This window comes from Flavobacterium sp. W22_SRS_FK3 (genome assembly GCF_052113665.1).
Taxonomy (GTDB): Bacteria; Bacteroidota; Bacteroidia; order Flavobacteriales; family Flavobacteriaceae; genus Flavobacterium.
On the sequence record NZ_JBGQOF010000018.1, the window covers coordinates 1 to 12,964 of the forward strand.

A 12,964-nucleotide genomic window follows, 5' to 3' on the forward strand; every position below is an offset into this window, starting at 1 on the left:
ACCAATCTATCAATGAACTTTTCCCTGTTTTGCGGGGTGCAAATGTAACACCCGTTTTCAAATCTCACAAGCTTTTTTGAATCTTTTTTTGAAAAAAATTTTTCAGTATCTATTCGTATGCTTGTCAGTATTTCGAAGAACGCCTGTCGCTGTTGCGGGTGCAAAAGTAACACCTTTATTTACATTTCAAAGACTTTTTATTATAAAATTTCAACCTTTTTTAAAAGTTTTTCTTAACTCACTCATAACGCAAAACTTAGCTTTTGAAGTTTTTTATTATTTATAGGAATTTTCTGTAGTCTTATGCTTGTCTCAATTCAATCATTCTCTAAGCTGCCGTTTTTGCAGACTTCGCACAGCAAAGGTTTCTTTTATGTGAACTTTTAAATATAACTTTAAAGCTGCTCTTTGGAGTATTTAACTTCTTCTTATTGATATATTGCATAATATGTTTTGACCTCAAAGGAGCACAAAGCTTCTTTAGCAATATATATAAGAAGGAATCTCTTTTGAAAACTAATGCCATAGCCCCGATAGAAACGAAAATCCTTTTGTGCCGGCGTTCGGCGCAAAAGATTGAAGTGTATAGCGGGAATAAGCTCCTCATTATTCTTTGATAAAAACTACTCTTATATATTATAGTGGAATCTCTACTTATTATATAATGGGTAAAAAAACAGACCCGACAGTTGTTAATCTGTCGGGTTTAAGATAGTATATTATTTATTCGCTTATTTCTTAACCGGAAACTTCCAATCAAATTCATCTTTATCATTAATGATGGCTCCAATTTCAAATTTTACCACTTCATCAAATTCAGTTTGCAAAATAAACCAATTATCTTCATTAAAGTAGTTTTCGAAAGTATCAAAAGTTTCCTGAGTAAATTTGGTCAATCCTTTAGTTACTAAATCTTTTTTTACATCTGCAATTTTTCTCCCGATTAGTTTGAATCCGAAAACTTCTAAATCATTGCTTGAAGCTACTGCATAACCTAACTTTAAATCTTCTTCCTGGTAAAAAGTCAATCTGATTTTTTGTGCATTATAAACAAAAATCACATTGTCATCTTCGTCTGTATAATTTTTATCAGGTTTACCCAAAACTGCTGTGACATCTTTTTGCTTCATTCCAAAAAGCAATTTATCAATTCCCGATTTTAAATTTATTTTCATGTGTGTTTCGATATTATTTATGAGGCAAATTTCGTGAAGTTTTTGTAAACTCCATTAGATTTGCAGTTTTATTACTGCTGATAATTCTTTTCATTAGGTTTTCTGCTCATGTAAAAAGTAATTTTTCCGCCATTTATCAAATCCGAATGCTTCAGGAAAGGTTTGTTCAATTGTTTTCCGTTTAAAAATACTTTACTCACAAATACATTTTTATCAGATTGATTTATTGTTTCTACTACAAATTTCTTTCCGTTTTCTAAATTAAAAACGGCATTTTTTACTAACGGACTTCCTAAAGCATATTCTTCTGAACCTGGTGCAACGGGATAAAAGCCTAAACTGCTAAAAATATACCAGGCACTCATTTGTCCAAAATCATCGTTACCACCTAAGCCATCGGCACCGTTTTGGTACATTTTTTTCAAAATCATTCTAATTTTATCCTGTGCTTTAGAAGGCGAATTTGTCCAATCATACAAATATACTATGTGATGTGACGGTTCGTTTCCGTGTACATAGTTGCCTATGATTCCTTCTCTGGTAATATCTTCAGTGTTTTCAAAATATTTATCCGGTAAGTGCATACTGAATAACGAATCTAAACGAACATTAAATTTGTCATTACCTCCCATTATTTTAATCATTTCTGCAGGATCCTGAGGTACATATAAACTGTAATTCCATGAATTTCCTTCAATAAAACCTTGCCCATGCGTGTCTAAAGGGTCAAATTCTTTTTTGAAAGTTCCATCATTTAATTTTGGACGCATAAAACCTGTTTTGGCATCATAAACGTTTTTATAATTTTTAGATCTTTCAAGGAATTCATTATAAATATCGGTTTTACCTAATTTCTTAGCAGCCTGAGCAATTGCCCAATCATCATAAGCGTATTCTAAAGTTTTTGAAACAGAAGCACCATTTTTATCTTCAGGAACATAGCCCTTTTTCATATAATATTCCAATCCGTCATAATAAGGTACTTTTGCAGTATTGACACAAGCCTGCAGCGCTTTTTCGGGATCGAAATTGGTGTTTCCTTTTACTATCGCATCTGCAATTACAGAAACCGAATGGTACCCAATCATGCACCAATTTTCATTGGCATAATGTGCCCAGACAGGTAGCATTTTATGCACACTTTGATCAGAATGTGCCAACATTGAATTAATCATATCTGAGTTTCGTTTTGGCTGTACAATATTAAAAAACGGATGTAAAGCTCTGTAAGTATCCCATAAAGAATAACTGGTGTAATTTGTGAAATTTTCAGCTTTATGCGTGTTCATATCTAAACCTTTGTAATTGCCATCTAAATCCATGTATTCTGTTGGACCTAAAAAAGCGTGATACATTGAGGTATAAAAATTCACCAAATCTTCTTTCTGAATAGTTTCGACCTGAATTTTATTCAATTCGTTGTTCCAAACTTCCTGACTTTGCTTTTTTACTTTTTCAAAATCCCAACCCGGAATTTCTTTCTTCATATTCGCTAAAGCTCCGGCAGAACTTACTGGTGATAAAGCCATTTTAATTTTGATTTTTTCTCCTTCTTCAGTATTAAAATCAAAAAATAATTTCAAGTTTTGACCTGCCATTTCTGGGAAGTTTTTCGTTTGATCGAATTTTCCCCAAAAACCTCGGTACACACTTTTTTCCTGTGCTGCTTGTCCGTAATTTTTAATAGGTTTACTGAATGTCATTGCAAAATAAACCGTTCTTGTTCTTGCCCAGCCATTTGTCTGACGATAACCCGTAATCAAAGTATCGTTTTCTACTCTTACAAATGTCCATATATTTTTTTTATCATAATTGTAAATTCCAGAAGTTAAATCAAGAATTATATGAGCCTCATCTGACTTTGGAAAAGTATATTGATGCATTCCAACCCGAGTTGTTGCTGTCAGTTCTGCTTTGATATTATGATCTTCCAAAAGAACACTATAATACGCTGGTTCTGCTTTTTCTGTCGAATGAGAAAATGCTGATCTATATCCTAATAATGGTTTTGAAGCTACACCAGGATTCAATTGTACTTTCCCGGTTGTTGGCATGATCAAAAAATCTCCTAAATCGGAATGTCCAGTTCCACTAAAATGTGTATGACTAAAACCTACAATTGTTTTGTCTTCGTATTGGTATCCGGCACAATATTTATAAACGTCACCATTGTATTTTCCGTTAGAACTATAAGCAATCGTGTCAGTTTCCGGGCTTAATTGCACGCTTCCAAAAGGCACAGTGGCGCCAGGATAAGTATGCCCCATTTTGGAAGTACCAATCATAGGATCTACGTATTGAATTAAGTCTCGTTTTTCAGATTTTGTCTTTTTTTGTTGCGCCTGACTTGTAAGTCCAAAGGCAAAAATCAAAATAAATAAAGGCTCTTTTTTGTAATATGTTTTTTTCAAAATGATATTTATTTTATAATAATTTATTTTTAAGGTTCGTTTTTATTTCATCAAACCATTCGTTTCTTAGAATACTTAGCACAATAGAGTCACGGCGTAAGTCACCTTCTCCATTTGGCATATTACTTCTTAAAATACCTTCGACTTTGCAGCCGATACTTTTCATAGCAGCAATACTTCGTTCATTATTACTATCGGCGCGAAATTCTACACGTTCCATTCCGAGCGTTTCAAAAGCAAATTGAAGTAATAAAAATTTACAATGCTTATTCAGTCCTGTTCCTCTAAAAACTGAGCCGTACCATGTAAAACCCAATTGCAAGGTTTTAAATTCGAGATTCATATCATAAAAACGAGTTGAACCTGCATACTTTTGTAATTTTTTATCAAAAACGATAAATGGAAATTCTTTGTGATTTTCTCTCGCTTTTATAGCCGATTGAATATACTTTATCAAATTTTCTTTTCCATCTGCACCAACCAAAGAATATTTCCATGTGTCAGGTTCATTTATAGAAATTTCAAGTAAATTTTCAACGTCTGATTCTTGTAGATTACGTAGTACTACAACCTCATCTTCGAGAATTATATCAGATGAAAAGTGAAATGACATTGGATAGGTTTTAGAGAATCATTTTGTGATACAAATACGAATATAAAATCGCCACGGTTATCGATATAAAATTACCAAATAAGTAAAAATCATTATACAAGGATTCTTTTGCTTTATCACCTTCACTGTCTCGTTTTAATCGGGTTGCTAATTTTAAAGTTCCAAACAAAGTCAAAGCATGCGGGTAATCGTGAATCAGGGAAATTAAAAGAAACATTCGTTCTACAAAGCCTTTTAGAAGGGATTTATAATCGATAATTTTATCTTTTCGAATAGATTTTGGAGTGATAAAATAATAAAAAATACCTAAAAGACATTCGCTGACAATTAACAATACTATAAATTTTAAGTAGTCCATGCTTGCTTATTTTTCAGTTATTAATTGAATTATATTTTTTGTAGCGTTATATGACTCTATGTTTAATGTTTTTTCGCGTTTCCAGATTTGCGATCTAGTTTTACCCAATTTTTCTGCGACTATTTTGTAATCATCAAATTGTATAAAATTCGAAACCAATTCATAATCACTTTCTAAATTCCACTTTTGAGTAATGTTTTCAAAAATTTTAAAAGCGTTGCTTAAAATACTATTTTTTAATTTATTCTCTATTGAAATTGCAAATTTTGACTTTTCAGTTTTTAAATTATTCAGTTTTTGCCTGGCTTTAGTCAATCCTGAACCGAGCATTTCGTAGGCAATATCAGCATTTATAGGCGTATCTATTTCACCTTGATGCAAACTATAACGTAACTGAAAATTAAGTTTTTCATGAATAATATTTTCTTCTAAAGATAAAATAATATTAATTGCAGTTGGTAAATCTTTTGGAATACCTTGAAATTCATCACCTAAAGTAATGGTCAAAGGAGAGAGGATATCGCTTTGATATGATTGATTTATTTCATGTACAATATTTTTAAAATCAAGCATAAGCTGATTTTGTTTTTTTTTGCCACTCGAAATAATATCTGCCATCAGAATAAATTGTTTCATTTTTAGTGAAATTATTTAATTTATTTCAAATATACTGAAACAATTTTAATAATTTCACTTTTTATGAAATAAATTTCACTCACTCATTTCATCATAGCGTTCTGGAACTTGTGGATCGTAAAGGGGGCATTTAAATTCTGCCAGCAAATCTACTAGCTTGTCCATAGTTTTACCTTCAGTTCCGTAGCAATCGATTTTGATACTTTGTGGTGTAGTAATAACTTGAAAAGCACCTTTTCCAGTAGTATTTTGCCAACTGTTGTCGTCTACTTTTTCCCATTTTGAGAAAACAGAAGTAATTCTGTTCATAATTACCGAAACTGGTAAAACTTCTAAACCTTCCACTTCTTCTTTTTCAAGAACTGCTTCGTAAACTTCATGGTGGTTTAGGTATACTTCCTCTATATATTTCCAAAAAAGTAATTCGTACATAGTTGGTCATTTTTTAGCCCCGATAGAAGCGACATCCTTTTGTGGCGGTGTTCGCCACAAAAGATATAGCGGATAGCGGGATTAGCTCCTGAAAAAGCTAATTATTAATAAAAAAGGTTCTGGTAAACTCCAGCATAAAAACCTTTGTAACTCAGAACCCTTGAAATTTTATCACTCAAAAAATTAATATTCGAAAGTACCGTATTTGCTAGTGATTGTAAGCTTTTTTGAATCTGCAGCTTCTACCCTACCAATTATTTGTGCCTCCACATTGAATGATTTTGAAATCTCGATAATATCCTGAGCAATATTTTCAGGAACATAAATTTCCATGCGGTGGCCACAGTTGAAAACCTGATACATTTCTTTCCAATCGGTTTTTGATTGCACCTGAATCAGTTTGAACAATGGCGGAACCGGGAATAAATTGTCTTTTATAATGTGTAAATTCTGAACGAAATGTAAAATTTTAGTCTGCGCTCCTCCACTGCAATGCACCATTCCGTGAATTTCGTTTGGTGTATAGGTATCTAAAATTTTCTTGATAATTGGCGCATACGTTCTCGTTGGAGAAAGTACCAACTGACCTGCGTTTATTGGACTGTTTTCTACGGCATCGGTTAAATTAACCTGGCCTGAGTAAATTAATTCTTCAGGAACGGCTGCATCAAAACTTTCAGGATATTTTTTAGCCAAATATTTCCCGAAAACATCGTGACGGGCAGAAGTTAAGCCGTTACTTCCCATTCCGCCGTTGTAGCCTTTTTCGTAAGTTGCCTGACCGAAAGAAGCCAAACCAACAATTACATCGCCAGCTTTAATGTTTGCATTATCTACAACATCAGAGCGTTTCATTCGAGCGGTTACAGTTGAATCAACAATTATAGTACGAACTACATCTCCCACATCGGCAGTTTCTCCACCTGTTGAATGAATCGTTACTCCAAAAGATTTTAATTCGTTGATTAATTCTTCGGTTCCGTTAATGATTGCTGAAATAACTTCGGCCGGGATTAGGTTTTTATTTCTTCCAATTGTGGATGAAAGCAAGATGTTATCGGTTGCACCAACACATAATAAATCGTCAATATTCATGATTAAAGCATCTTGAGCAATTCCTTTCCAAACTGAAATATCGCCAGTTTCTTTCCAGTACATATATGCTAAAGAAGATTTTGTACCTGCTCCGTCAGCATGCATAATCAGGCAATAATCTTCATCCTGAGTTAAATAATCAGGAACAATTTTGCAGAATGCCTGAGGAAATAAACCTTTATCAATATTTTTTATGGCGTTGTGTACGTCTTCCTTTGATGCCGAAACACCTCTTTGTGCGTACCTTTTGCTAGAATCTGAACTCATGAAACTTAGTTTGTGTTGATGTAGTGCAAAGATAATCGGTTTTTTTAATTCTTTGGTGATTCATAAGTTTGATTCACAAAAAAAAATCTAATCTAACTTAAATTTATTACCACTCAATTTTTTTAAGTCCTTTTGATTTCAGGAAAGCATTAGTCTGACTAAAATGTTTATTTCCGAACCAAAATCCTCTGTTGGCACTTAAAGGAGAAGGATGCCCTGATTTTAAAATATGGTGTTTTGAAGCATCAATTAATACCGCTTTTTTTTGGGCGAAACCTCCCCAAAGTAAAAAGACAACATTTTCTTTTTCAGCTGAAATTTGCTTTATGACTGCGTCTGTAAATTTTTCCCAGCCTTTTCCCTGATGGCTTCCTGCTTCAGATTGTCGGACTGTTAATGTAGCATTTAAAAGAAACACACCCTGATCTGCCCAACGCTCCAGATTTCCTGTTTTTGGTAACGGTATATTTAAATCGGTTTCGATTTCTTTAAAAATATTCTGCAGCGATGGCGGGAACGGAATTCCGTCATTGACAGAAAAACACAAACCATTTGCCTGATTAGGTCCGTGGTATGGATCCTGCCCGATAATCACAACTTTTACCTGATCGAAATGACTGTGGTCAAAAGCCGAAAAAATCTGGCTTCCTTTTGGGTAACAAACTTTGGCAGTATATTCAGATTTTACAAAATCAATTAATTCCCTGAAATATGGTTTTTCAAATTCTTCATTTAAAACGGGTTTCCACGAAGAATGCATTTTTACGTCCATAATTTTTTTATGCGAATTTCAGAAATTTTTAAGTAAAATCATATTTACCCACTCATAAAATTTAGATTAGAAGTTAGTAGAATTCAATGCTACTATTTTCGTACTTTTGCGTGTACTTTTTTAAAGAAATTAAATGATTAGCATTACCGAAAAAACATTACAAGATTTACAATTTCCAACAGTGCTCGAAACCATTTCGGCTGGCTGCAACACAGATATAGGAAAAGAAAAAGCTTTACACATAACACCATTTAGAGATAAAGAAACTTTGATGCAGGCTTTGAGGCAGACATCGGAATATGTTTCGTCTTTTGAAAATAACAACGCCATTCCGAATCACGGATTTGACGCTATCACGCATGAAATTAAGTTTTTAGCAATAGAAGATAGTTTTCTGGAGGTTGGGAGTTTTAGAAAAATTGCTACGCTTTCGTCAACATCAAATTTCTTGTTGAATTTCCTGAAAAAGTTCGATGATTATTATCCGAATTTAAATGCAAGGGCTTCAAGAGTTGAATATACCAAAGATATTGTTACGACCATTGATGCCATTGTAGATAAATATGGAGAGATAAAAGACAATGCTTCTCCTGCTCTTTTGAGTATTCGTCAGAATATGAATATTGTTCGCGGCAAAGTCAATCAAAGTTTTGGAGTTGCCCTAACACACAATAACAGTCTTGGATATTTAGATGATATCAAGGAAAGTTTTGTTCAAAATCGTCGTGTTTTGGCAGTTTTAGCCATGTATCGCAGAAAAGTAAAAGGTTCTATTTTGGGAAGTTCCAAAACCGGAAGCATCGCCTACATTGAACCTGAAGCAACTTTACAATATTCCAGAGAACTGGCTAATTTAGAATATGAAGAAAAAGAGGAAATTACCCGAATTTTAAAGCAATTATCAAATCAGATTCGGCCGTATTTGCCTTTGCTAATTGAATATCAGGAATTTTTAAGTGATATTGATCTGGTTGCCGGAAAAGCAAAATACGCCAACAGAATCAACGGAATTCTTCCAACTATTACAGAAGAAAGAAGATTGTTTTTCAGAGAAGCGTATCATCCGATTTTATATTTGAACAACAAGCAAAAAAACGAGATTACGCATCCTCAAACCATTGAATTAAAACAGGACAACAGAATTATTGTCATTTCCGGACCCAATGCGGGAGGAAAAACAATTTCGCTTAAAACGGTTGGTTTATTGCAATTGATGCTGCAATCAGGAATGCTGATTCCGGTTCACGAACGCAGTGAAACTTTCTTGTTTGACAGAATCTTAACGGATATTGGTGATAATCAGTCTATCGAGAATCATTTGAGTACTTATAGTTATCGTCTAAAAAACATGAATTATTTCCTGAAAAAGTGTAATAAGAAAACCATGTTTTTGATTGATGAATTTGGTACGGGTTCTGATCCGGAATTAGGCGGTGCTTTGGCGGAGATTTTTCTGGAAGAATTTTACCATCGTGAAGCTTTCGGAATTATTACAACGCATTATTCGAATTTGAAAATTCTGGCGAACGAATTGCCTTTTGCTACGAACGCCAATATGATGTTTGACGAAAAATCATTGGAGCCGATGTACAAACTGGCTTTAGGTCAGGCCGGAAGTTCGTTTACTTTTGAAGTTGCCTTGAAAAATGGAATTCCGTTTGGATTGATTAATCGTGCTAAAAAGAAAATAGAAGTTGGCAAAGTACGTTTTGATAAAACCATTGCTACACTTCAGAAAGAACGTTCGAAACTGGAAAAAACTTCTATTAATTTAAAAGAAGAAGAAACCAGAGCGCGTGAAGAGAGTAAAAAGATGGAAAATATCAATGTAAAAATCAAGCAAAAACTGGAAAGCTATCAGGAATTATACGACAGCAACCAAAAGACGATTTACATTGGACACAAAATAGAAGATATCTCGGAGAAATATTTCAACAATAAAAACAAAAAAGAACTTATTGGAGAGTTTTTGAAAATCATAGAAATAGAAAATTCAAAGCGTAAAAAAGCAACTCCAAAAGAAGCCAAGGCTATAATCGAAAAGAAAAAAGAAGTGATTGCCGAAGTTTCTGTTCAGGTGGAAGAAATCCGGAAGGAGAAAAAAGAGAAAAAACTGAAACCGGTTGTAGAAAAACCAAAGCCTGTTTTGAAAGTTGGTGACCGGGTAAGAATGCTGGACGGAAGGTCTGTGGGAAGTATTGATTCTATTGAAAAAAATAAAGCCACAGTGAATTACGGGATTTTTACTTCGAAGGTGAGTTTGGATGAACTGGAATTGGTTGAGGCAGCGAAGAAATAATTTTTTATACAATCAAAGTCATTGCGATGAACGAAGCAAACACGTTTTCTATTTAAATTGCTGGACTTGCTAATGTTAGTGTGATTGCTTAGTTCCTCGCAATGACAGAACAATTAAAAAAACTAAAATATGAAACCAGGATTTGTTTACATCATTACTAATAAATATCAAACAGTAGTTTATACTGGTGTAACTTCAAATCTTCCACAAAGAATTTTAGAGCATAAAGAGAAAAAATATCCAAATTCATTCTCAGCAAAATATAATCTACATATTTTAGTTTATTATGAGCAATTTCAATTTATTGGAGATGCAATAACTAGAGAAAAACAAATTAAGGCTGGTTCAAGAAATACGAAAAATGAATTAATTCGTTCAGTAAATCCAATTTGGAAAGATTTGTTTGAAGAAATTGAAAATATAATGATTGAGTAATATCTAAATTGAGGATTAACTGGATGTGATTGCTTCGTTCCTCGCAAGACTAACAAGATGGAAATACATAGTGAGATTGCTTCGTTCCTCGCAATGACAGGGCAAAATAAAAAAATAATTCTCTTTGACGGGGTTTGCAATTTATGCGATAGTTCTGTTCAGTTTATTATAAAACATGATAAAAAAGATATATTTAGATTTGTGGCTCTGCAAACGGAATTGGGAATTGAAATTTGTAATTATATTGGTGTAGACCGAACAAAAATTGATAGTATTATTTTGTACAATCCCGGAGTTGCTTATTATAATAAATCTTCTGCAGTTTTGGAAATTGGTGCTGAATTAGGCGGGATTTATAGTTTGGTCTCTGTTTTTAAAATTCTTCCGGAGAAACTTCGAAATTATATCTACGATTACATTGCCAAAAATCGTTACAAATGGTACGGTAAAAAAGAAAGCTGTATGATTCCTACTCCGGAATTGAAAGCTAAGTTTTTGTAAATCCCAAATACCAATCTAGAAAGCTTGTTAATTCTACAAACTTCATTCCGAGGAACGAGGAGTCACACTAATAATTCCGTTGCTAAAAGTTCCAATCTTTGTCGAGTTTCGAATGCGATTTCTCCTCCGTCGAAATGACAAAAAAAATCCCAAATTCCACTATAATTGGAATTTGGAATTTTATAAATTGGAATTTCGAAAAGAAATTATCTAATCAATTTCTTGTATTTCAAACGTTTTGGCGTTAAATCACCCCCTAAACGTTTCTTTTTATTTTCTTCGTAGTCAGAGAATCCACCTTCGAAATAATACACTTCTGAATCTCCTTCGAAAGCAAGGATGTGTGTACAAATTCTGTCTAAGAACCATCTGTCGTGCGAAATCACTACAGCACAACCTGCAAAGTTTTCCAAACCTTCCTCAAGTGCACGAAGCGTATTTACGTCCAAATCATTCGTTGGCTCATCCAGTAAAAGAACATTTCCTTCCTCTTTCAATGTCATGGCTAAGTGCAAACGGTTACGTTCTCCACCCGAAAGCATGGATACTTTTTTGTTTTGTTCGCCGCCTCCAAAGTTGAAACGGGACAAATAAGCTCTTGAGTTTACCTGTTTTCCGCCCATCATGATCAATTCCTGACCATCTGCAAAGTTTTCCCAGATGGATTTATTCGGATCAATATTCGAGTGCGACTGATCTACGTAAGCGATTTTTACAGTTTCTCCAACAGAAAATTCTCCACTGTCGGTTTTTTGCTCGCCCATGATCATTTTGAAAATGGTCGATTTACCCGCCCCGTTTGGTCCGATGATTCCAACAATTCCGGCTTGAGGTAAAGTAAAGTTTAAGTTATCATACAATAATTTATCTCCAAAAGCTTTGGCTACATTTTTAGCCTCGATAACATTGGTTCCTAAACGTGGACCGTTCGGGATATAGATTTCAAGATTTTCATCCAGCTGTTTTTGGTCTTCGTTTAATAATTTATCGTAGTTCTGCAAACGTGCTTTTTGTTTCGTTTGACGGCCTTTAGCTCCCTGACGAACCCAGTCCAGCTCACGCTCTAAGTTTTTACGGCGTTTAGAAGCTACTTTTTCTTCAAGAGCCATTCTGCTTGATTTTTGGTCTAACCATGAAGAATAATTCCCTTTCCACGGAATACCTTCTCCTCTATCCAACTCTAAAATCCAACCAGCAACATTATCAAGGAAATATCTGTCGTGCGTTACCGCAATTACAGTTCCTGCATATTGTGCCAAATGCTGTTCTAACCAAAGTACTGATTCAGCATCCAAGTGGTTGGTAGGCTCATCCAAAAGCAAAACGTCTGGCTGTTGCAACAACAAACGACATAATGCTACACGACGGCGTTCTCCTCCTGAAAGGTTTTTAATTGGCGTATCACCATCAGGCGTACGCAAAGCGTCCATTGCTATTTCTAACTTAGTATCGATTTCCCAGGCACCAAGAGCATCAATTTTGTCTTGCAAAGCAGCCTGACGATCCATCAACTTGTCCATTTTGTCTGGATCAGAGTAGTTTTCTTCAAGACCAAACAAATCGTTGATTTGGTTGTACTCTTCTAAAACGGCCATTGTTTCAGCGGCTCCTTCACGAACAATTTCTAAAACCGTTTTCGAATCATCAAGAATTGGCTCTTGTTCTAAATAACCTACAGTGTAACCTGGCTGAAAAACAACATCTCCCTGGTAGTTTTTATCAACTCCTGCAATAATCTTTAAAAGTGAAGATTTTCCCGAACCATTAAGACCCAAAATACCAATTTTAGCTCCATAGAAGAAACTCAAATAAATATTTTTAAGTACTGGTTTGTCTGCTCCCTGATAGGTTTTACTCAATTTTTGCATTGAGAAAATTACTTTCTTATCGTCTGACATTTGTTATATTTTTATTTATTATTTTTTAATTATTTATTGAAATTTGATATTAATATTGAGTTTTGCAATTGT

General features: G+C 34.1%; 12 protein-coding genes. 3 read left to right on the top strand and 9 right to left on the bottom strand.

Annotation, left to right across the window (positions count from 1 at the left end; all coding sequences use genetic code 11):
* Positions 1-731: 731 nt before the first annotated feature.
* The 8 genes from ACEN2I_RS16055 to ACEN2I_RS16090 form a co-directional block, all read right to left on the bottom strand.
* Positions 732-1,175 carry a hypothetical protein gene (locus ACEN2I_RS16055; RefSeq protein ID WP_441767118.1) on the bottom strand — a complete coding sequence of 148 codons (444 nt, stop codon included), beginning with the start codon at positions 1,173-1,175 and terminating at the stop codon, positions 732-734.
* A 71-nt stretch (positions 1,176-1,246) separates the two neighbouring features.
* Positions 1,247-3,544 carry a GH92 family glycosyl hydrolase gene (locus ACEN2I_RS16060; protein WP_441767181.1) on the bottom strand — a complete coding sequence of 766 codons (2,298 nt, stop codon included), beginning with the start codon at positions 3,542-3,544 and terminating at the stop codon, positions 1,247-1,249.
* 55 nt (positions 3,545-3,599) lie between these two features.
* Positions 3,600-4,199, bottom strand: coding sequence for a GNAT family N-acetyltransferase (locus ACEN2I_RS16065; protein ID WP_441767119.1), 600 nt, complete (start codon positions 4,197-4,199; stop codon positions 3,600-3,602).
* Positions 4,200-4,209: 10 nt separating this feature from the next.
* Complete coding sequence (locus tag ACEN2I_RS16070; RefSeq protein ID WP_441767120.1) at positions 4,210-4,557, bottom strand: hypothetical protein; 348 nt, start codon at positions 4,555-4,557, stop codon at positions 4,210-4,212.
* 6 nt (positions 4,558-4,563) lie between these two features.
* A complete protein-coding gene (locus ACEN2I_RS16075; protein ID WP_441767121.1) occupies positions 4,564-5,193 on the bottom strand; it encodes a SatD family protein in 630 nt (209 codons plus the stop codon).
* Between the two features lie 75 nt (positions 5,194-5,268).
* Positions 5,269-5,625: a hypothetical protein gene (locus ACEN2I_RS16080; RefSeq protein WP_441767122.1), complete on the bottom strand. Its 357-nt coding sequence runs from the start codon at positions 5,623-5,625 to the stop codon at positions 5,269-5,271.
* Between the two features lie 183 nt (positions 5,626-5,808).
* Positions 5,809-6,987 (bottom strand): AIR synthase related protein, encoded by a 1,179-nt coding sequence (locus ACEN2I_RS16085; RefSeq protein ID WP_441767123.1) that lies wholly within the window; start codon positions 6,985-6,987, stop codon positions 5,809-5,811.
* Between the two features lie 106 nt (positions 6,988-7,093).
* A complete protein-coding gene (locus ACEN2I_RS16090) occupies positions 7,094-7,759 on the bottom strand; it encodes a uracil-DNA glycosylase (RefSeq protein WP_441767124.1) in 666 nt (221 codons plus the stop codon).
* A 133-nt stretch (positions 7,760-7,892) separates the two neighbouring features.
* On the opposite strand from ACEN2I_RS16090, the gene ACEN2I_RS16095 reads away from it, so the two are divergent.
* The 3 genes from ACEN2I_RS16095 (at position 7,893) to ACEN2I_RS16105 (ending at position 10,994) form a co-directional block, all read left to right on the top strand.
* Positions 7,893-10,058, top strand: coding sequence for an endonuclease MutS2 (locus ACEN2I_RS16095; protein ID WP_441767125.1), 2,166 nt, complete (start codon positions 7,893-7,895; stop codon positions 10,056-10,058).
* Between the two features lie 129 nt (positions 10,059-10,187).
* Positions 10,188-10,493: a GIY-YIG nuclease family protein gene (locus ACEN2I_RS16100; RefSeq protein WP_441767126.1), complete on the top strand. Its 306-nt coding sequence runs from the start codon at positions 10,188-10,190 to the stop codon at positions 10,491-10,493.
* A gap of 57 nt (positions 10,494-10,550) precedes the next feature.
* Positions 10,551-10,994, top strand: coding sequence for a thiol-disulfide oxidoreductase DCC family protein (locus tag ACEN2I_RS16105; RefSeq protein ID WP_441767127.1), 444 nt, complete (start codon positions 10,551-10,553; stop codon positions 10,992-10,994).
* Between the two features lie 206 nt (positions 10,995-11,200).
* Here ACEN2I_RS16105 and ettA read toward each other — a convergent pair whose 3' ends face one another.
* A complete protein-coding gene (ettA, locus tag ACEN2I_RS16110) occupies positions 11,201-12,892 on the bottom strand; it encodes an energy-dependent translational throttle protein EttA (protein WP_441767128.1) in 1,692 nt (563 codons plus the stop codon).
* Between the last annotated feature and the right edge of the window lie 72 nt (positions 12,893-12,964).

Bases quoted from the DNA above. Each gene is read 5' to 3' on its own strand.
- ACEN2I_RS16055 (WP_441767118.1), bottom strand. From the start codon at position 1,175: ATGAAAATAAATTTAAAATCGGGAATTGATAAATTGCTTTTTGGAATG.
- ACEN2I_RS16065 (WP_441767119.1), bottom strand. From the start codon at position 4,199: ATGTCATTTCACTTTTCATCTGATATAATTCTCGAAGATGAGGTTGTA.
- ACEN2I_RS16070 (WP_441767120.1), bottom strand. From the start codon at position 4,557: ATGGACTACTTAAAATTTATAGTATTGTTAATTGTCAGCGAATGTCTT.
- ACEN2I_RS16075 (WP_441767121.1), bottom strand. From the start codon at position 5,193: ATGAAACAATTTATTCTGATGGCAGATATTATTTCGAGTGGCAAAAAA.
- ACEN2I_RS16080 (WP_441767122.1), bottom strand. From the start codon at position 5,625: ATGTACGAATTACTTTTTTGGAAATATATAGAGGAAGTATACCTAAAC.
- ACEN2I_RS16085 (WP_441767123.1), bottom strand. From the start codon at position 6,987: ATGAGTTCAGATTCTAGCAAAAGGTACGCACAAAGAGGTGTTTCGGCA.
- ACEN2I_RS16090 (WP_441767124.1), bottom strand. From the start codon at position 7,759: ATGGACGTAAAAATGCATTCTTCGTGGAAACCCGTTTTAAATGAAGAA.
- ACEN2I_RS16095 (WP_441767125.1), top strand. From the start codon at position 7,893: ATGATTAGCATTACCGAAAAAACATTACAAGATTTACAATTTCCAACA.
- ACEN2I_RS16100 (WP_441767126.1), top strand. From the start codon at position 10,188: ATGAAACCAGGATTTGTTTACATCATTACTAATAAATATCAAACAGTA.
- ACEN2I_RS16105 (WP_441767127.1), top strand. From the start codon at position 10,551: ATGGAAATACATAGTGAGATTGCTTCGTTCCTCGCAATGACAGGGCAA.
- ettA (WP_441767128.1), bottom strand. From the start codon at position 12,892: ATGTCAGACGATAAGAAAGTAATTTTCTCAATGCAAAAATTGAGTAAA.